Annotated in this window: 23 protein-coding genes, 1 tRNA gene and 1 pseudogene; 7 read left to right on the forward strand and 18 right to left on the reverse strand. The window is 44.3% G+C overall.

Going from position 1 to position 18,141, the window contains the following annotated elements:
- Positions 1-27: 27 nt before the first annotated feature.
- The 3 genes from IPL85_04250 to IPL85_04260 form a co-directional block, all read right to left on the reverse strand.
- Positions 28-579: a Fic family protein gene (locus IPL85_04250; protein QQS19465.1), complete on the reverse strand. Its 552-nt coding sequence runs from the start codon at positions 577-579 to the stop codon at positions 28-30.
- A gap of 318 nt (positions 580-897) precedes the next feature.
- Positions 898-1,641, reverse strand: a complete 744-nt coding sequence (locus IPL85_04255; GenBank protein QQS19466.1) for an SDR family NAD(P)-dependent oxidoreductase — start codon at positions 1,639-1,641, stop codon at positions 898-900.
- Between the two features lie 364 nt (positions 1,642-2,005).
- Positions 2,006-2,296 carry a hypothetical protein gene (locus IPL85_04260; GenBank protein ID QQS19467.1) on the reverse strand — a complete coding sequence of 97 codons (291 nt, stop codon included), beginning with the start codon at positions 2,294-2,296 and terminating at the stop codon, positions 2,006-2,008.
- A 487-nt stretch (positions 2,297-2,783) separates the two neighbouring features.
- Between IPL85_04260 and IPL85_04265 the strand changes: the two genes are divergently transcribed.
- Complete coding sequence (locus IPL85_04265; protein ID QQS19468.1) at positions 2,784-3,464, forward strand: hypothetical protein; 681 nt, start codon at positions 2,784-2,786, stop codon at positions 3,462-3,464.
- A gap of 463 nt (positions 3,465-3,927) precedes the next feature.
- On the opposite strand, the gene IPL85_04270 is transcribed toward IPL85_04265, so the two are convergent.
- From IPL85_04270 to IPL85_04300, 7 genes and pseudogenes are all read right to left on the reverse strand, one after another.
- Entirely contained in the window at positions 3,928-4,176 is a 249-nt protein-coding gene (locus IPL85_04270) for a cytoplasmic protein (GenBank protein ID QQS20438.1), read from the reverse strand.
- A 90-nt stretch (positions 4,177-4,266) separates the two neighbouring features.
- A pseudogene (locus IPL85_04275) lies at positions 4,267-4,554 on the reverse strand (hypothetical protein).
- Between the two features lie 290 nt (positions 4,555-4,844).
- On the reverse strand, positions 4,845-5,402 hold the full coding sequence (locus IPL85_04280; protein QQS19469.1) for an NUDIX domain-containing protein: 558 nt from the start codon (positions 5,400-5,402) through the stop codon (positions 4,845-4,847).
- A gap of 352 nt (positions 5,403-5,754) precedes the next feature.
- A complete protein-coding gene (locus tag IPL85_04285) occupies positions 5,755-5,925 on the reverse strand; it encodes a hypothetical protein (GenBank protein QQS19470.1) in 171 nt (56 codons plus the stop codon).
- Positions 5,894-6,139 (reverse strand): hypothetical protein, encoded by a 246-nt coding sequence (locus tag IPL85_04290; GenBank protein ID QQS19471.1) that lies wholly within the window; start codon positions 6,137-6,139, stop codon positions 5,894-5,896. Before IPL85_04290 ends, IPL85_04285 begins: the two co-directional genes overlap by 32 nt.
- Entirely contained in the window at positions 6,132-6,710 is a 579-nt protein-coding gene (locus IPL85_04295) for a serine hydrolase family protein (protein QQS19472.1), read from the reverse strand. The genes IPL85_04290 and IPL85_04295 overlap by 8 nt, the downstream gene beginning before the upstream one ends.
- A gap of 181 nt (positions 6,711-6,891) precedes the next feature.
- Positions 6,892-7,068: a hypothetical protein gene (locus tag IPL85_04300; protein QQS19473.1), complete on the reverse strand. Its 177-nt coding sequence runs from the start codon at positions 7,066-7,068 to the stop codon at positions 6,892-6,894.
- A gap of 226 nt (positions 7,069-7,294) precedes the next feature.
- On the opposite strand from IPL85_04300, the gene IPL85_04305 reads away from it, so the two are divergent.
- Positions 7,295-7,471, forward strand: a complete 177-nt coding sequence (locus tag IPL85_04305) for an antitoxin VbhA family protein (protein QQS19474.1) — start codon at positions 7,295-7,297, stop codon at positions 7,469-7,471.
- The gene (locus IPL85_04310) at positions 7,471-8,070 is read left to right on the forward strand and encodes a Fic family protein (GenBank protein ID QQS19475.1); all 600 of its coding nucleotides are present in this window, start codon (positions 7,471-7,473) and stop codon (positions 8,068-8,070) included. Before IPL85_04305 ends, IPL85_04310 begins: the two co-directional genes overlap by 1 nt.
- 353 nt (positions 8,071-8,423) lie before the next feature.
- On the opposite strand, the gene IPL85_04315 is transcribed toward IPL85_04310, so the two are convergent.
- The 3 genes from IPL85_04315 to IPL85_04325 all read right to left on the reverse strand — a co-directional run bounded on the left by IPL85_04315 (position 8,424) and on the right by IPL85_04325 (position 11,239).
- Positions 8,424-9,071 (reverse strand): hypothetical protein, encoded by a 648-nt coding sequence (locus tag IPL85_04315; protein ID QQS19476.1) that lies wholly within the window; start codon positions 9,069-9,071, stop codon positions 8,424-8,426.
- A 186-nt stretch (positions 9,072-9,257) separates the two neighbouring features.
- Complete coding sequence (locus IPL85_04320; GenBank protein ID QQS19477.1) at positions 9,258-9,908, reverse strand: Type 1 glutamine amidotransferase-like domain-containing protein; 651 nt, start codon at positions 9,906-9,908, stop codon at positions 9,258-9,260.
- 347 nt (positions 9,909-10,255) lie between these two features.
- Positions 10,256-11,239 carry an IS30 family transposase gene (locus tag IPL85_04325; protein QQS19478.1) on the reverse strand — a complete coding sequence of 328 codons (984 nt, stop codon included), beginning with the start codon at positions 11,237-11,239 and terminating at the stop codon, positions 10,256-10,258.
- A gap of 186 nt (positions 11,240-11,425) precedes the next feature.
- On the opposite strand from IPL85_04325, the gene IPL85_04330 reads away from it, so the two are divergent.
- A complete protein-coding gene (locus IPL85_04330) occupies positions 11,426-11,923 on the forward strand; it encodes a hypothetical protein (protein QQS19479.1) in 498 nt (165 codons plus the stop codon).
- Positions 11,924-12,202: 279 nt separating this feature from the next.
- On the opposite strand, the gene IPL85_04335 is transcribed toward IPL85_04330, so the two are convergent.
- A complete protein-coding gene (locus tag IPL85_04335) occupies positions 12,203-13,141 on the reverse strand; it encodes an aminoglycoside phosphotransferase family protein (protein ID QQS19480.1) in 939 nt (312 codons plus the stop codon).
- Positions 13,142-13,376: 235 nt separating this feature from the next.
- Here IPL85_04335 and IPL85_04340 point away from each other — a divergent pair, with 235 nt between their 5' ends.
- On the forward strand, positions 13,377-13,994 hold the full coding sequence (locus IPL85_04340; GenBank protein QQS19481.1) for an IS30 family transposase: 618 nt from the start codon (positions 13,377-13,379) through the stop codon (positions 13,992-13,994).
- 5 nt (positions 13,995-13,999) lie between these two features.
- A complete protein-coding gene (locus IPL85_04345; protein ID QQS19482.1) occupies positions 14,000-14,311 on the forward strand; it encodes an IS30 family transposase in 312 nt (103 codons plus the stop codon).
- Between the two features lie 74 nt (positions 14,312-14,385).
- Here the strand turns inward: IPL85_04345 and IPL85_04350 are convergent.
- Both IPL85_04350 and smpB read right to left on the reverse strand, forming a co-directional pair.
- Positions 14,386-14,460: transfer RNA gene (locus tag IPL85_04350), tRNA-Asn, on the reverse strand.
- 241 nt (positions 14,461-14,701) lie between these two features.
- On the reverse strand, positions 14,702-15,190 hold the full coding sequence (gene smpB / locus IPL85_04355) for an SsrA-binding protein SmpB (protein ID QQS19483.1): 489 nt from the start codon (positions 15,188-15,190) through the stop codon (positions 14,702-14,704).
- A gap of 98 nt (positions 15,191-15,288) precedes the next feature.
- Between smpB and IPL85_04360 the strand changes: the two genes are divergently transcribed.
- Positions 15,289-16,038, forward strand: a complete 750-nt coding sequence (locus IPL85_04360) for an ATP-binding protein (protein QQS19484.1) — start codon at positions 15,289-15,291, stop codon at positions 16,036-16,038.
- A 10-nt stretch (positions 16,039-16,048) separates the two neighbouring features.
- Here the strand turns inward: IPL85_04360 and IPL85_04365 are convergent, their stop codons facing one another.
- Positions 16,049-16,948 carry a hypothetical protein gene (locus tag IPL85_04365; GenBank protein QQS19485.1) on the reverse strand — a complete coding sequence of 300 codons (900 nt, stop codon included), beginning with the start codon at positions 16,946-16,948 and terminating at the stop codon, positions 16,049-16,051.
- Positions 16,949-17,022: 74 nt separating this feature from the next.
- Entirely contained in the window at positions 17,023-18,135 is a 1,113-nt protein-coding gene (locus tag IPL85_04370) for a beta-galactosidase (GenBank protein QQS19486.1), read from the reverse strand.
- Positions 18,136-18,141: the final 6 nt, after the last annotated feature.

Consider the following 18,141-nt stretch of genomic DNA (forward strand, 5'->3'; position numbering starts at 1 on the left):
TTGCATTGCCGACAAACGTACTTAATACTATTCCTTATAGTTGTCTGGCTCTTCGTAATAGTACGATTGTTCTATACCTTTCATGAATACTTCCCGATCATCGATTTTGTCGGTTAATGCTGTGCGTAGTAGCTCACGAATCTCTAAATCATTCACAGGACTGCGCTCCATAGCGTTTAAGTAGTCGTTTTTATTGATTTTTTCCCAGTCAATACACTGTTTCAGATTTTTCTTGAATATCAAATCTAGCCAGATACGCGTACTACGTCCGTTGCCTTCCATGAAAGGATGCGCTATATTCATTTCTACGTATTTTTTAACAATCTCTTCAAAAGTCGTTTCTGGCATTTTATCTATTTCGGCAAGGCCACTAACCAAATAAACGGCGGATGCAAATGTAAAGCCACCTTTGCTAATGTGCTTGGAACGAATTTTCCCAGCAAAGTCGTATAGACCACCAAAAAGATACTCGTGAATTTGTCGTAAACCATTTATTGTGCCGACCTCAAAAGCCGACAAGTCCGAGCTACCAAAGAGTTCTACGGCCCGCTGTTTGCTTATTTCGTCAATGTTTGGCATGACTAAATTATAGCACAAAACGGCGGATTATTTATAAGATCAACCCCTGTTAAAATGGCAACATCAAAGAAATTGAAACAAGTTATAGTCATTACTAAATCCAAGAAAATCTAGACAATAAAGTAGTGTTTACCCTATAATACAGTCTGTAAAAGACGCATACGGGACTGAATCTGACCCAGAGGCGTCTTTTCTGATTAGTTGGAGTTGTGTTGATTTCATTTCCAGACCGCCTATATAAAAAGTCAGAACCGAATTATCAGTTCTGACTTTATCTTTTTTAGCTCGGCTCTGCGATACGTCTCTCGAACTTTTTTGCTACTGATTTAAATCGTTGTAGCGATGTTCGTATTCACCAGTAGCAACCGCATCAGTAAAATATTTCACTCGCTCTACTTGTATTTCATCTATTTCAGGATTGTTTTCAAGTAAATTTGTTACTTCGGTAATGAAATCAGCAAGGGGCATAGCGTTGGGGTCGTTAGCTTGTTCTGGACTGATTAGTTCAGTTTGTACATAAGGCGGAATAAGCTCGATGACTTGAATGCCACTATTTTTTAGCTGTGTACGAAGAGACTGCGTGTAAGAGTGTATTGCAGCTTTTGTTGCGCAGTACGATGGAAAGCTTGCACCTGGGATAAATGCTAATCCCGAAGAAACAGTAACTATTACAGCGTCGTTGTTACCCTCAAGAATTGGAAGCAATTTAGAATTTAACTCCATCTGCCCGATTAAGTTAGTGGCGATTATGGACTTTGCAGTCTGTATATCATTGTCACCAATCTTTTCTGCTTTCATCATTCCGGCATTGAGTATCAGTACATTGAGATCAGGGTATTTTTCATATACTTGAGCGACTAGGGCATCTATTGATTCGCTAGTTGTAACATCGAGCTCTAAAGTCTCCATGCCCTCGTTAGCTTTAGCGACTTCCTCAAGTCTTGCCTTGTTTCGTCCCGCAATGATAACTTTATTACCTTTACGATGGAACATTTCGGCCAAACCTTTCCCAATTCCAGAGCCACCGCCAGTAATTAAGATTGTATTTTTAAACATTTTCATACTTTTATTTTAGCACAATCACCGATGGGCTAGATGCTCTTGTCTGTATATGGCGCACAACTAAAGACAGGTCGTGGGTACAGGTCTGTTCTTGGGGTACCTGGTTGCCATATAGGGAAATGGTTACTGACGAAACGCACCATCAGGGGTAATAAATCAAAAACCGTCCTTTCGGACGGTTCTGATGGTTTTGGTCAGTTGTTAAAGCTGACATTCTTCTTGTCTGACCAAGGAGTTAATGTGGGAACAGGTCACGGAACCTGGTCACTACTTTTCACTGCTTGGTTTGGCTCCTCGCAATAGAGGAAGTTATGACTGTAATTAAGAGGGATTATTCTGGAGTACTATAAAGACACTTCGCAACCTACGTTTCGAGATATTGCAATGGAACCGCAGCATGCTGGTCTTCTGTAAACCGATGGCCATTATCAATTGATAAAGTTGGATCGATTCCTATCGCGTAGCCGGGGTTTCGCGATATGAGATTTGCTGCTTCTGCCGCTACGCATATTTTAGTGTAAGCATCAAGTACTACTGCTCCTCCGCGCTTTTTTAGCAGTGCGTCCTTATAAGCGATTTCCTTCCGTAATATGTCAAGCGGCTTTTTGATGTCAGGAAAGAGTATAAGGCTGACATAATCGCCAAAAGTATTCAAAAACGGATCCGAGTCTAAGGCCTTTCGCCTCGTTTGTGTATCCGCCCAAAGATCGGGTGCGCCGGGACCGCTGAAATATAGGTTTTGCGGCTTAAGACCAAAATCTGGTTGCTGCTAAAGCTTTAAAACAAGGCCAAAACAAATACGGACAGGCTCGCCTCATGTATTCTTGTAGTTGCAAAACTAAGTAAGGAAAAAACTAATGAGAGCTAAGCACTGTCCGTATTTCAATTGTACCAACGTTAAGAAAAATGGGGTGAGAAATAGCAAGCAAAGATACTACTGCTGTTCCTGCGAGGCGTCTTGGATTAACAAAGCTCGACCGATTCGTAGCCTTAACAAACTGTGGGATCAATATGCATTTGATGGTCTGACGGTAGCAAAATTAGCTCGTAATTGCAGTAAAAGCAGAGGCTATATCCAGACCAGACTAAACGCCTATGTCCCTTTACCCATAACTCAAAAACCTCATACCGTAGCCGTCATCATGGATGTTACCTACTTTGGCAGCTGGGGCATTTTGGTTGTCATCGATCCATACGCGAACACAAGCTTAGGAGAGAACGTCGTATTGTACTACGCAGAGGTTGAAGGCACTGAAAAGACCCGTGACTACGTGATCGCAACAGATACGGTCGAGGCTATGGGCTACAGTATCATTGCTGCTACGATTGACGGCAGACGAGGAGTGCGGAACATGCTTGAATCCAAAGGCATACCCGTCCAGCATTGTCAGTTTCATCAGCTCATGACCATTACCCAATGTCTGACGAAGCGACCCAGACTGACTCAGAACATCGAGCTGCGAGCCATTGCTCTGACACTCAGTAGAACGGGCGAGATGGCGTTTGAAGAGGCTCTGGCCGGTTGGTACAGCAAACACGGCGAATGGCTCAAGGAACGCGATGCAGTCACGGGAAAGTTCTCGCATGAACGTACCAGACGAGCCTACTTTAGTTTGATTAGGAATCTACCCTATTTGTTCACCTTCCGGCATGATTATCTACAAGAATACACTCAGCAGACCGGCAAGCAAATCGCCAATACAACCAGCCCATTAGACGGCAGATTTGGAGTCTGGAAAGACAGACTCATACCCCACAGAGGGTGCTCAAAAAGGCGTACTTTTATATTGCTTTGTAGTTTCTTCTCTAGAACAACAGATTAGGGTAGCAACCGAAAAATGGTCTTAAGCCGGTTTTGCTGATAAATTACGGGATTGCCACGTGCCAGAGTTCTGTGCAGTTTCTCCGACAGGTACTCATAATAACCCGCTGGCATTGAGGCCGATGGCCTATGTACACCAGTCTCAAGATCATAAACGCCATTCACATGCTTAACAACAGCCAACATACATAATAAAATACCACATTAAGTGGTATTTGTAAATATCTTGGCTCCGGGGACTGGGTCGCTACGCTCTTCCGCTCAATAGTGCTCGAAGCAAGCTTCTGCGCGCTATATCGCTACACCGAACTAGTGACCACGCTCACGTTGTTCGCTTGTCGCTAGGTCAAACTCAATCTCGAGATCCAAATTAAAACCGCCTCATTCGAGACGGTCATAATTTGGCTCACAACGATAGAGGAAGTTATAACCACAATTAAGCAAGACTCATATGCATAAAATTCTTAGTCGAACCAGTGCTTGTGCATCTCTGACATGAATTCCTTTGTAATCGGAAAACCAGATTTGTCACCAATAACAGAATCAATCCCGCACTTGGGGCATAGCGCGCAGTCATTATCATCGACCCATTCTTCGATTTTGTTGGGTGTGAATATATCTCCACAATAGAAACAGCCACATTCTTTGCTGGCGAGAACCTCTTCCCAATGCCTGGCGGTGTGCGTATGGGCCTCACGAATGTCTTTAGGCATAGCGGATTTCGCAGTTTCTAGTTGTTGGATTAGCTCGTCAAACTCTTCTTGTTCTTTTTGTGAAATAGGTTGATCGGTCAACGAGGGAGTTTCCTTGGGTAGGGGTTTGCGTGTGTGGGATGCCATATCCTGACTACATGCCCCAAATGTCCTAAAGTTCTTCTTTGCTTGATTTAAGGTAAGTCCGTGATTTGGGCCGTAACATGGTTCGTCTGGGTTCTTTTGATGATCATCGTCTATACTGTCGTCTTCCCGGAAACACACAGGGCATATATCATACATGCCCTTATGAGCGGCATCTATGGTAAGAAAACCGCATACTTCACATGCGGCACGGTTCTTAATATTAGGAGCTTTGGCACGCTTGAACCAGTTCATAAATGTAGTATAACAGTTCTAACGTTGCAGGCTCAGCTTACCCCAAACCAAACTAACAGAGACTTTCGTCTCTGTTAGTTTGGTTCTAACCTTGGCTCGGGGGACTGGGCAGCACACACTAATCTATGCGCCGAGTAAACTCGGGCATTAGTCTAATGACCGAACCCAGCGGCCTGACTCCGCTTTGCGGAGTGGTCGCAGGTTAAAGCCAGTCTCAAAGCAAGAAAAAACGAGCCCAAAAGGACTCGTCTTTTCTTGGCTCACAACGATAGAGCAAGTCATAACTGCGATTAAATTAGATTTTGCCCATTGATGCCCGAAAAGACTATATTAAAATAGTGATTTGTGTGCTGGACAAAACGCTCTTTGAATTCATTCCTTGATACGATTTCTTCGCTGTTCTTCGCCTTTATCCATTCAACTCCATCGACCTCTCCATCTGGAAAAGTGAAGGTCATATCATCTCTGTATTCAACGGTATAAACGAACCTTAATTCATCTTTGTGACTGTCTTCTGTTTTTCTCTGATAATGTTCAACCCCAGCAAAATAAAGATCGTCTGTGTTAATTGAAATACCTAATTCTTCTTTTGTTTCTCGTATTGCTGCTGCAACCTCATCTTCATTCAGGTCAATGTGTCCAGCTGCAGAAATATCTAGTAATCCTACTTTGTAGTCAACTTTTGGTGCAGCCTTTTGGAATAATAGGTATAGTTCATCATTTTCTTTTTTCCAAATCCAAATGTGAGCTGCTGCATGTGGTATGCCACTAGAAAATGCACGTTCATGGCCTGTGCCTTTTTGTGGAACCTGCGTGCCATATTTAGTATAAATTTGCCAATCAATCATTCGTACATTATACCCCACAAAAAACATGGGCATTTTATCGTTCGGTTTCAATTCTTGTCTGGGTATGAAAAAGTCAGAACCATTTTCACAGTTCTGACTTCATCTGTTCCAGCTTGGCTCCGGGGACTGGGTCGCTACGCTCTTCCGCTCAATAGTGCTCGAAGCAAGCTTCTGCGCGCTATATCGCTACACCGAACCAGCGACCTACGCTCACTTTGTTCGCTGGTCGCAGGTTAAAGCCAGTCTCAAAGCAAGAAAAAACGAGCCCAAAAGGACTCGTCTTTTCTTGGCTCACAACGATAGAGGACGTTATAACCGCCATTATGCTGGATTTAACGGTGTCCAGCGTTGCTTAAGCTGGTTTTAACGAAATTATATTATCCATGCCCATGCTTGATACTTTCATTTGAGATAAATTATTCACCAACTCCATGCATTCTTTAGAATGTTTTGAATCTTCATTGATAATATAGCTTGCTTGATAGAATTTATCACCACTTCCACTTACCTGATTTAATTTCACTTTCAGGGATCTCCTTACTTTTGGGCAGTGTTCCTGTAGCCCATTCAAATTCTCTAATTACCTGCGCTGCAACTTCTTCATCCCAATCTTTTTTCGAGCGACCCTGGACTTCCTTATTCATAACTTCATGAAACTGCTTATCAGGACTATTATGTGGTCCACGATTTGCTGAGAGAATTTCTTTTAGCCGTTTATGAAATCGATCTTTATTCATTCAAAATGTGTAGCAATTTCTCTTTCAAGTCTTCAAACTCTGTGTACCCAGCTCTAGCGTTAAAGTGCCCTGCATTAGGTATAAACGACAGCTCAACTCCTAAGTGCTTTGCTAACTCTTTGCCATTGTCTAGTCCCACATAAGGGTCATCATCGGACTGGTATACTATGAAGTCTTTGGCTTTCTGCTTAATATTGTCCCACTCAAAATCAAAGCCACTAAAGGCACTGTCGCGATCATAATTGAGAATTGGCCTAACACCTATTGGTGCGCCGACAAAGAATGCTGCCTTAATAGGGTGTTTTAACTTTTCTAAAACACGAAGTGTAAAGATTCCGCCTAAGCTATGTCCAATAATAATTGTATTTTCCGTAATCTTATCTCCGTAGTCTTTCAAAACATCAACCCACTCAGAAATCTTTGCAGGAACAACGGGTGGCGACGGAAACTGCGGAACAGTAACTTCGTATCCTTTTGCTTCAAGCTCGCCTTTTAGCCAAGGAAACCAGTTTTCCTGCGGGTGGCCTTCTGTGCCATGAAAAATAAAAATGTTTGGTTTATCTTCAGTCATTACATAATAATAACAGATACGAACACATTGCTGGTTTCAAATCTAGGGTGCCTATATAAAAATCAGAACTAAATTAACAGCTCTGACTTTGTCTACTATGGTCTGGCTCACACTAGCAGACGCATTGCGAACCGCCTGTCTGGATTTTGATAAAAGTAATTTGAATGAAATAAAGGCAATCTTAGCGACGGCTGCTTAGTTTATTCACTAACTTATTGTATTGCCCTTTTGTCAAAAAGACCCTGTGGATGTTTGGCTTACTTGTATTTCCAGTAAGTGTCGCTTTTGTCGTTATGCCCCAGTCTACAATCGTCATGTTAGTTAGGTCTACTTCAACGAAGTAATACTCTTTTTTCATGCTGTTCAGCCTCCATCTATATCTATTCTACACCCAGCTTTGGTAAATCTATACCGCAAAGCAAAAACACCTTCCTTTCGGAAGGTGCTTATACTTGGCTCCGGGGAAAGGATTCGAACCAATAATAATCACCGCCTAATTTTAGGTTCGTTTTAGCTTATCTTACCCCTGTTATATGTCAACTTTTATTGTGGTTTTTAATGTCTGAATGTGATATCATTAGAACATGAATAAGCCACAGCTAAAACGCACCAAAAACGTTAATCGAGCTGTTGCCAATGAACGACTCGAGGGCTTGAAGGTATCTGAAGATTCCCGAAAAATTGCTGGCGAATATATTTCTGGTAAGGCTTCTGCAAAGCAAGCCGCCTCTAAAATACGAGCACGATACGGGGTGCTGTAATGTCCGATTTTGTCGATCCCTACCTGGATGACAAGACCGGCATCTTACGCAATCTACTTAATGCCGGGACGAATGATGAGTTAAAAGATCTAGAGGCTCAAATAGTTTTTGCCAACGAACTAGAACTCGAAGAAATCGGAATAAAACGAACTAGTGACCTATCTGAATTACTGGCAATTCACAAACAGCTGTTCGGTAACGTGTACGATTGGGCTGGTGATATACGTACTGTCGATATTAAGAAAAATAGCGATAATGCCGAGTATTTCTTACCTGTTAGCAAGATATTAGGTGCGTGCGAGTATGTTTTTGCTGAGCTTACCAAGGAAAACTATTTGAAAAATTTAGATAAAGAAAAATTCGTAGAACGTTTGGCCTATTTTTATGACCAGCTAAACTATGTTCACCCGTTTCGTGAAGGCAACGGTCGTACGCAACGAGTCTTTTGGACAAGAATTGCTCACGGTGCTGGATATGAGATAGGTTGGGACGAAGTAGTTGGCAATGAAAACGACGAAGCATCACGCATCGCCGCAGAAAAGATGGATTTATCTCCACTTACTGCGATGTTTGCAAAGATTATTAGCTCACTACAATAAACTCTTGTGCCAGCAGTAAAACTTTTCGGTCAGGGAACTCGGTCTGGTTTCTGTCTGTCCAGCTTCCATAGGGGCGACTGGTCAAGGTTCGAACCAGAATAACAGAGGTAAATACGAAGAACCACCATTTCTGGTGGTTCTAACGTTTATCGGGTTCGAACTGCTTTCGAACCTTCCGCAAGGCTAATCAGAGAAGTAAAACCTTGTCATGGAACCCGGTCTGGGTATTTCTCTGCTTGGTCTGGCTCCAGCTAGCGGATGAGTTGTGAACTGTTAGTATCTATTTTGATAAACACAAGCTACTAGTAATTGGGGACGTTTTAACGAGCGAAAGTTATTACACATGCTAACTGCTATTTTTGCACATCACGCTCATGATCGAGCTGTGTCTGTGTTGGCCTCTGCATTAAAGGAGCCATCTTATCATGAGGTATATATATACTATTAAGTGTTTTCCGTAAATCCACATAGCTAATAATATTGATGGGTATTCCGAGTAAATTTCCAATCTCAGTTGCTTCGGCATCAAGCGGAACGCTCGCCTTATAGAAAGGAAGTCCGAATCTATTGATATTCCACTCCACCATATACCTATCTGCTATTTCAATCTGTTCGTCAAAAACTACATTCAGGTATAGGGTACACCACCTATCACCAAAAAAAATATGCTCGTTTCCATCGAAACCCTTCAAGTAGTCCAGACTGCGTACGTCTGTACGGTCAAGCCGCCTAATCCATCGCTTGTCGCCAATCATTCGCTTGTATTCAATAGTGATGGTGCCGTCCGATGCCATTGTGACTGTACGAGTCTCGACATACTTCACCATGAATATACCGAAGACGGTTAATAATAAGCCAACTACAATAAAAGGCAGTTCTTGGGTATAGAGGCCAATCGCTGCAAGCACAACACCAACGCTACCGGCACTTAGACCATAAACAAATTGTAGGGTGTTTTTTTCGATAATTTGGAGTGTGCTGCCATTTTTTTGGAAAATCATACGGTTATCTTAGCACGGCTATACTAAGATATACCATCCGTGCATCACTCCGCGCTGCGGTAGCCGCTTTTAGCGTAACCTTCAAAACAAAGAAAAAAGCCTAGGCAGTGAATGCCTTGGCTTTTTTCTTTGGCTCCGCTTACAGGTCACGAATTTTTAACAGGGTAAAACGCTACAAATGAGTTACTACATGTGGTTTTTGGCGAACCATTCATGTTCTATAGCACTTCTTGGAGAGTCAACAACCTTCCAATTGCCGTCCTCTACAAGTAGGGCTTGATCATCAGTTAATAGCACCATCTCGTTGTCTTGGCTGTATTTTTCTTTTATCTCGTCTATGGTTTTGGTTCTTGCTTTCATATCGTAGTGTGGAATAGGCACAACATTAACCCACCTCAGACCTTCTGTGGACTTCAGGCCAGTAACTTTTTCGGGTTCGTCAATTGATGATATTGCTCCAATGTCCGGTCCGGCGATTAATGCACCTGCGCTGGCTCCAGCATACAGGCCACCATTGTTAACGAAGTTATCGAGCATTTTATCAAACCCAGTTTCACGGAGTTGCTTGAGTAAGTGAAAGGTATTACCACCAGCGACATAAACAATGTCGGTGTTGCCTAATGCCTCCTGTGTATTTTCTTTAGAGGACTGTTCTATATCCAGCTCGGTAATCTGAAAGCCCATTTTTGTTAGCACATCTAGATCTTTATTAATCCACCATACGTCATCATCAAGATTGCCAGCTGTGGGGATAAAAAGTAACTTAGTTTCTTCCGGGTGTTTACCAACAAATGTCTTTATATACTCAAGACCGCTGGATGCAAGGAATAATCTCATATTAATCAGTATAACGTAGATGATAAAAAATCCAGTAGCGAGAATGCTTACTGGACTTCTTGTCACGTATATACTCTTGGCTCACAACGATAGAGGAAGTTATAACCGTAATTAAGCGTGATTCAATAAGATCATTGGATGATACTGAAGGGCTTAAAACTAGTATGAGTGTCTATTAAACTGTTGAGGCTAGAATTCAACGATTCAGCATATATCTCAAATTCGAAATTACCCTTCGAACTATTAGGTAAATTATCAAATTGTCCGACTTGATAAACTAGCCGTAAAAGGCCAGGCCTTTTGACTCCTTCTATACTGCAAAGGTCGTGAATGAGTTCCCCTAGATTCTAGTCCGAATCGCAACGCCCCCACTTCGCTTTAAACACTTGTTCCGGCGTTTTGTAGCCTATTCGTTTCCTTGGTCTAGTATTGAGCTGCTTGACCGCTAGGTCAAGCTCTTCTTGTGTTAGGTGAGCGAAGCTCATCTTTTTCGGGAAGTAGAACCGGAGTAACCCATTGGTATTTTCGTTCGTACCACGCTCCCAGGAGTGGTAGGGATGGGCAAAGTAGATCTGGATCTTGCTGGTACGCTCCATCTCTTCGTAATTGCTCATCTCAACACCATTGTCCAGTGTCAAGGTTTTGCGGTATTTGCCGGGTACGGTCGCGAAGCAGTGAGCCGCAGCCACTTCGAAGCTCTTGGCGCTCTTGTCAGGTAGCAGGGCTGCCATGAGATAACAGCTCTTACGTTCCACGAACGTGGCAATCGCTCCACTTTGTCTGGTGCCGACGACACTGTCACCTTCCCAATGACCGTAGGTCTTCCGAGCTAAGATATGAGCTGGGCGAGCATCAATGCTGCGGGCAGCTTTCTGCTTGTCACGAAAGGCTTTTCTGAGACTAGCCTCTCTTGTGCGGCGGTATTTGCCCTTGCGGCAGTGCAGGTGTTTGAGCAAATGCCGGGCATGTAGGTACACCCAGTCGTAGATAGTCTGTGTGCTGACTCGTAAGAGCCGCTTAGTTTCCAGTAACCAACCGGCTATCTGCTGGGGTGAGTCGTTACGTTTGAGTTTACGAGTTACCAGTTTGGCGAGTGTGGGGTCGGCCAGTAGCTTGTTTCGCAGGGTGTTGGCAGCACAGCGTCGAGCTGCACTGTGTAGTCGTGCAGTCTGAGCATGGTAGCCGCCCATCTCAGTGGTGTTACGTTGCAACTCGCGGCAAACAGTACTGGGGCTAACGCCCAGTACGAGAGCGATGTTGCGCTGGCTATGCCCGAGCCGCCACATTAGGCTTAGCTCAATTCGTTGTTCTTGTGTAAGATGGAAATGCATCTCTGTTCTCCTTGTAGTTAGTTTGTTTGGTAACTACTAGTCTACAAGACACGGGACAGAGGTGCTTTTTGGTTTACCCGTTGGGGTGGCTGGCGCCACCCTTTGCATTGTGGTTATGTTGCTTTTCGAGATGGAATCTAGGTCCGACAACTTGACTTAATAGCGAAAGTATATATAATAATATATATGAAATCAGTACAAATGCGTGCGTTAGATGCTTTAAAAGCGAGGCATCGTGAACAGTTCCCAAATAATGCTTGGCGATTCGAAAACGCCTTAAACCAAAGTGCATTACGAAACCCGGAAGATCGCAGCGGCCTATTTTATGCGACAGTTGCTCTTCCTATGGATTCAGACCCGTATGCAGCTTGTGATATTAGGGTTAACTTTCCGCGCGAGCGCCTGAAGAATGGTCAAGGGTATGCAACAACTGCCTATCGTCGCGTTGAAACCCGTGAAGTTGACGGAAATGTCTTTGACAGTCGGAAGCACACCCTAACTTTAATGTACGGGTTGGGAAATCTTGTTGTTCCATCACTTGTATGTCTTCAATCCACTTTACAAGTAGCCACAGAAATACCAGGAGATGCTGAAGAAACTCTGCCTACTCTTCGCTACATTCCACACGAAGATGAAATTACAAGAGTGTTGAGTGGTTTTGGTATGTTACCCCAGGGTGAGTAGGCTGCTAGTAATAATCGTAAATATCCCATATTTTTGTCGTTGTCATCACCCTCTGTATTAAGGATGTGTTCATATATTCTTTCTATTCGTTGATAATCTCATCGATTCCTTAATTGTACCAGCAGTTCAACAGTGTTCAACCCCAGTCTGGGTATACAAAAAGTCAGAACCGAATTAACAGTTCTGACTTCATCTAGTACGGCTTGGCTCACCACGATTGAGGAAGCCATAACTGCCATCAAGTAGGATTTAGCAACATTCTAGACCTCTCGATTGAATTTACTTCGCAATCTCCATAGTTCTGTCGACGACAGGTTTGAGCCAATCCCAATTACGTTTGAAGCCATAATAGGATTGAGCATCCAGCCCAACTCGAATCATATAGCACTGTAATCTTTTTTCGAATTGAGGCACCTCTAAACCAATTTCTTTAAAGTGAGATTCAGCTTCGGCAATCCAGTCAATTTCCTTGATCGGCTCGTAAAGTGGCCCCCAAAATGCGATACTCGCTAATTCATATAGAAAGTCACCATAGCTAGCGTTTGCCCAGTCGAATACCGCATTGATTTTATCGTCGTTGGTCAACACATTAAAGTGCATGAGGTCATTATGCATTAACGAGCGCACCTCAGGTAAATCGCGCGACAATTCTACTAGCTTTGCGTAGGCGCGATTAAATGGTTCATCGCCCAAAGGAGATGATTTTAATCCCTCGCGCCATCCATGCACCTTTCTATTTGGAGCATCATCTGCAACACTGTGCAAAAACTCATTCCATGATTGGTTCACGCCATTACCATTCACATCTAATATCCCAAAACCATTAGTGCCAGAAATGTCTGCCACTCTTATGGCGTCTAGTGTTTCAAAAAGAGAAGGGATGATCCGCTTCATTGAGGCTTTGTCTAAGTCGTCAATCATGACTCCAAAGGCACGCTCCGATACTGCATAATATCCACCAAATGCAGCACCAAGCTCGACTATTTTCGGTATCGGCAAACGTATCGTACTAAATCGATTAGCAAACGAATCTATTAGAAAGTCGTCTTCGCTTTCGCTAAGGCGGAGCACATAATCCTTACCACCTTGCTTAAATGCAAAGGCCTGAGACCATTCGCCCCCACTAAGTCCAATAACACCTGTAACTGGACTTTCGCTGTAATGAGGCTGAAATTCTCTGATTTGTTCTACTTTAAGATTCATCTTTTCAAATGACATTATATTCTCCAATTAAAAAACCGAGCAACGCTTACCAATAAGGTTCACGCATGTGCTCGGTTTTTTTAGAAAGTATTAATTAATAGCAAAGCTACACAGAAGTGCGTGAAGTCATTAACTATTAATTATTCCTCCAGGTCCCTTTGAAGTAGGACACTAGCCAGAAAGGCTAGTGCATATGAAACGGTATAGAAAAATCCCTAAAATAAGTCGATCCAAATCTACAATAGTAGCTATGGGTCAAAAGTATGGTCATTTAAGCTACGAAGATCGAGTAAAGATAGAGCATTGGCACAGGGGCGGCAAAAGTATTCGCTACATAGCGAGCGAGTTGGGGCGTAGCCCCAATACTAATAGTTATGAATTGAAGAATCTAGCGGTCTCTGGTGAGTATGTTGCTCGTAAAGCCAGTGTCAAGGCATACCAAAAACGCTACTGGGCGCGTACATCGAGTAATAAGGTAGCAAAAGATAAGACACTGCGCCAATACGTTGACGACAGTCTCGACAAAGGCTGGTCACCTGGTGAGATCGCTGGCAGCAGTGACTGTCCTGTTTCAAAACGGACTATCTACCGCTATGTCACACTCTATTCCCTGCAGCACAAGCTGTACTTTAAGGGTAAGCCGAAACGGAGAAAGGCCATGTACCGACGTGGGCTCATTGGCGAACGTAAATGGATTGAGGAACGGATACTGTGCGACGAAGTTGGTCACTACGAGCTTGACTTCATTGTCAGCCCAACGAGAAGCGGCAGTAAAGCTGTCCTACTGGTGGCCGTCGACACCCTAAGCAAACGAACCCTTATCGAGCTGCTCCCAAACCGAACCAAAAAGAGCTCTCACGAGCTCTGAAGCGGATGTTTGACGGCATTGTCGTCAAGACCATACTGACCGACAATGACATCGCCTTCACCTACTGGAAATATTTCGAGCAGCTGCTCGGAGCACCGTTCTTTTTCACCCATCCCTACCATAGCTGGGAGAAGGGCTTAGTCGAGAATACGAACAAATGGATACGTCACTTCATACCGAAAAAAACAGACCTGAGCACGGTTACCAAAGAAACCATCGCTACAGTACTAGCGTACCTAAACGAACGCCCAAGACAAGTCTTGGGCTACAGAACTGCGAATGAAGTATACTTAGAGAGATTAACAATACAGGTTTAGTGTCCTACTTGGGGGTATCCTGTACGATTGTTGCCATAAAAATAGTATAACACTATTAAAAATTTAGTCAATCTTGGCTCCGGGGACTGGGCTCGAACCAGCGACCTAGTCGTTAACAGCGACCCGCTCTACCACTGAGCTACCCCGGAATGTTTAAATCGTGCGTTTACCAGACATTATTGTACAGAAAAGGGACAAATAAAAAAATAGTGCTCCGATACCCTTCCCGCCGATACAATTGTATCAAAACCAGGGAACAGCACCGGAGCGATGTAGATATAAGGTACTTACTTCCTTACGAAAGATACATTGTCTATCATACCTCCTTCAAACGTGGATGTAAACTATATCACACAAAATTGTTGTAAAATATATTATCAACAGGGGTGGCTACTGTTTTGCTCTCATGGCTCGTTGAGCCGACCGGTCATCGTCCCGTTGTTTCAGAGTTTCGCGTTTGTCCCAGTTTTTCTTACCTTTGCCTACGGCAAGCCTTATCTTAATATACCGTCCTTGAGTAAGGATTTCGAGAGGAACAATGGTTCTGCCTGTGGTCTTGGCCGCTGTAAGTGCATCGATTTCACGGCGTTTTGCCAGGAGTTTTCTGGTGCGTGATTGTATGTTTTCAGGTACAGGTATTCCTGGTGAGCCATGGACGGTCGCGTTAAGCAGATACAACTCATTGCCCTTGACTGTTACGTAGGCTCCTCGCAGTTGCCCATGCCCCATGCGTAAGCTTTTTGTTTCGGCACCTGTCAGTTCGAGGCCGACTACCAGCGAATCTCCCAGCTCGTAGTCATGCCGAGCCCGTCGATTGGTGATCGACTTTGCTTGGTTTACTTGCGCTTTATGCCCGCGCCGACTAGCTTTCTTTGCCATACCTTACATTGTACGCATCAATGCCATCATTGACAAATATAGAAAAGAGTGATATCATACAAAAATGATTGAGATACAACAACCAGTACGCAGTTTAGATGAGCTTGAGCGCTGGGGGGCTGTACCCTGGTGAGCATGAGTTCTCGAGCCTTGAGCAGTTAAGAAAGTGGAATACAGAGGGTCAGTTAGATGAAACGTTTCTCGCAGCCGATGCTTTAGTGAGCCGGTGGAACGGTGATAAATTTGGTTTGCTCTATATGTATGGCCCACCCGGCACCGGTAAAACACATGCGGCGATTGGGATTGCTCGTAAAATGCATGAACAAGCTGGGGCAACTGTATATTACAAATATGCTCCAGAGCTTGTGGGCATAAATGATATGCGTACTCTACCTCAATGGTTGGGGTACGATGCTGATAAAGATGGCAAGCCAAAAAATCTAGCTCATATTTTCGGTACGCATGCAACTGGTCGAGGGTTAGAAAGTGAAAGGTATAGAAAGCCGGTTCTTATTTTGGATGACTATACACCAGAAGTTAGGCCAGCGGTTTATATAGCAGTCGAGGCAGCAGCGCATCGCGGAGGTCTTATCATTATGACATCGAATCATACTGATCCATTTCGTCTCATTGCAGAGGAACCGGTCCCGGCTAAGTCGCCTGAGGATATATTGCTCGAAGCACGTGCCGCACAAGAGGCTCCTGATGAAATGGCCGCACTTGCGGAACGGCGTCGTAAGGCCGCTATTGAAATTAGTGCGTCGTTCAGGAGCCGCGTCGCGGCTGCGATAAAATTCTTGGAGTTTTCTGGCCCAGATCATCGTCCTGATAATAGTATCTGGGGTTAATACCTGTATTTCAGTCTGCGATAGATTTTTTAACGGACTGGTAGATGCTTTTGTCGCCTTGCTGCCAGCGCCAGTACCACCATTCCGCGCCCCACAAATCTATGGGTAGTGCACCGACGCGCTGGGCGAAGTTTATGTTAAAACTAATTCGTTCGGCGCTCATAGAAACCGCCTGTTCTTCGGAGTTCATTTTCCAGATGTCTTTTTCACCCCACGGCTCAAGTTGCAGTTCATGAATAAACACTTTTTTGCGGATGATCTTTTCTATGAGAAAACGACGCAACCGATGCAACCATGGCTTTTGGATGGTTGCTCGGTAGGCGCCGTGGTCGTACATCATAGTGTATATGCTGAAACCAACACCACCGCGAGGGTGCGGTCGACGAAGCGGTATGCCCCAACCATTGCTCGTACTCATGAAGATTGGTCGCACAGGGTCGAGCTGAGTGAGTAAACTGTATTCTTTGCGGAGCCGGCGGCGACTTATGTCTATTTGGCTGCCAAATCCGCGCAGTAAGGCCTCGTTTTCTAGCTGATAACTTTCGATAAACGGAACATCTTGGTACCACTGCACAACGGCAGTGATGAACCCGAGCAGTGCTTTGGTTTTATGCGGCTCAGGCAGGGTGTATGCCCAAGTCGGCCAGTGGTATTCCGGCCAGCGCGGCTGTTTTACGCCAAGACACAGCGTTACTACGCCACCAGCGTTCTCTATCATCTTCATCTGCCAGTCCAAATTACTAAAGTCGTATTTCCCTTCTGTTTTCTCACACTCATCCCAGTAGCTCATTAGCCTAAACCGCCGCCAGCCCATTTTTAACAGCCAGGCCAAGGTTTTTTTGGGGTCAAGCCCAAAGTTTCGACACTGTTTTATACTGAAGCTTACGCCGTACTTGTGGGGATCTATCATTGCTTTAAATATAACAGACGTTAAGGTTACTTAGCTATAAGCGCCTTATCGGCTAACTGCCAATAGATAGTTTGCTACCTGTCAAACGCTTCCCGCGCTTCCCGCCACACACTATCGTCACCGAGTACTTTCCAGCGGTAATACCAGTACTCTGCCCCCCAAAGGTCGATACGGCGAATACCGGTTTGCTTTGCAAATTTCAGTGTGCCGATAAAACGATCCGCATCAAAGGTTTTGTTTTGCTCGGCAAGGCTAATGTCTGTAATATTCTTGCCATTCGGTGGCCACGGTTCAGCTTGAAGCTCATGGATGACGCTGTCTTGGCTCGTTAAGATTTTTTGGGAACCGGCCAAAGCAGCGTAGTGCCAGCTGGGAAATGGGTACGTTTGATAGCGTTTCGTCAGTGTGCCGTCCCAAACGCGTCGGTAGAGTGATATTCCGTTTATATCACCGAGCGGTTCGCGTAGCGCAAACCCTGCGTAGTTGTTGCTACGGCTAATGATGACAGGGTGTTTACTATCTAATTTATTTAATAGAGTTTTCTCTTCTACGAGACGTTGGCGGTCAAAATTATAGCACTCGCCAAAGTGGTTGAAAAACTCGTTCTCGAGCTGATAACTGTCCAGCGCGGGTGATGTTTTGTAGCGATTAACGACAGCGGTCATAAAAGCCTCAAGCTGTTTCTGCCAATTGTGCCGTGGTTTTTTTGTGTCGTAGAAAGACGGGGCGTGGCACTCTGGCCAGCGAGGCTGCCTTAAACCAACCGCCAAACTGACCGTTCCGCCAGCTTTTTCTACAGCCTCAAACTGCCAGTCCAGCTCGCTAAAATCGTACATACCAGGCGAAACCTCTATTTTGTTCCAGTAGCTTACGAGCCGAAACTGCCGAACGCCAAGGTCGCTGGTGATAGCTTCTAGTGTCTTGTGCGGGTCAACGCCTAAGTACTCGGCATAACTTGGTATGAAGGTCACCCCCAGCTGATAAGGCTTCCCTTTTTGCGTATGCTGGTACCACAGAGCAACACCATAAAAAGTAGTTGAAAGCAGAAAGACGGAAGCGGCAAGAATAAGTATCGTACGCACCCAAAATTGTTTTGAACTAAAAACGGCGAACCGTGAGCGAAAAGCTTTCTTTTCTAAATTTAAGCTTTGGGCTTCAGGCTTTGGTTTTTTTTCTTCAGTCTTCATTTGTCG

The sequence above is a fragment of the Candidatus Saccharibacteria bacterium genome (assembly GCA_016699955.1).
Lineage (GTDB): Bacteria > Patescibacteriota > Saccharimonadia > Saccharimonadales > UBA4665 > JAGXIT01.